This window comes from Pseudoxanthomonas sangjuensis (assembly GCF_010211755.1).
GTDB lineage: Bacteria > Pseudomonadota > Gammaproteobacteria > Xanthomonadales > Xanthomonadaceae > Pseudoxanthomonas_A > Pseudoxanthomonas_A sangjuensis.
Genome location: NZ_PDWR01000060.1, coordinates 1 through 726 on the forward strand (window position 1 = coordinate 1; position 726 = coordinate 726).

General features: G+C 59.2%; 1 protein-coding gene. It reads right to left on the reverse strand.

The genetic code is table 11. The features are described from left to right. Positions 1-726: S49 family peptidase (locus tag CSC71_RS15265; RefSeq protein ID WP_162375231.1), on the reverse strand; the 726-nt coding region annotated here is incomplete at both ends.

Genomic DNA, 726 nt, shown 5'->3' on the forward strand with positions numbered 1-726 from the left:
TGCCTGTTCTTCGCGTCCGTGAGCCTCCTCACAGTTGAGGATCCCCATAATGCGGCTGTTTTCTGCCGCAACCGCTGCGGTGATCTGCGCGTTCACGTCCGGCTGCGCCGCGCTGGCGTTCTCGCCCTCCGTCGCTGGCACCACGTCAGTAACGTCAGCCTGCGAAGCAGTGGCTGAAACAGTTGTTGATTGAGTCTCTTTGGTCATTCGCCCTCCTGAGAGACGGGATTTACGTGCATCCAGTGCATCACGCATGACGGTGATCGCATCGGTGCTGTTAACAAGTTCATCAGCCAGTCCGGCATCAATGGCCTCCTGACCGCTGTACACTGCAGCCTCGGTATCCAGCACAACCTGCACGGACAGGCCGGTATATGCCGACACCTTCTGCGCAAACATCTGGCGGGTTGCGTCCATCCGGGACTGCAGTGTCTCCCGGACGTCATCCGGAAGATGGCTGTAGGGGTTGCCATCCACCTTATGGCTGCCGCTGTAAATCAGCGTGATTTCCACACCCTGTTTCTCCAGCGCAGCACCGTAATTACTGTGAGCCATCATGACGCCGATGGAGCCTGTCCGGGCGGTCTGCGTGACCAGACGCCGGGAGGCGGCACTGGCAAGCAACTGACCTGCACTGCAGTTCATGTCGTTGGCAAGCGCCCATACCGGTTTTATGTCACGCACACGGGCGATGATGTCAGCGCAGTCAAATGCCCCCGCCACCAT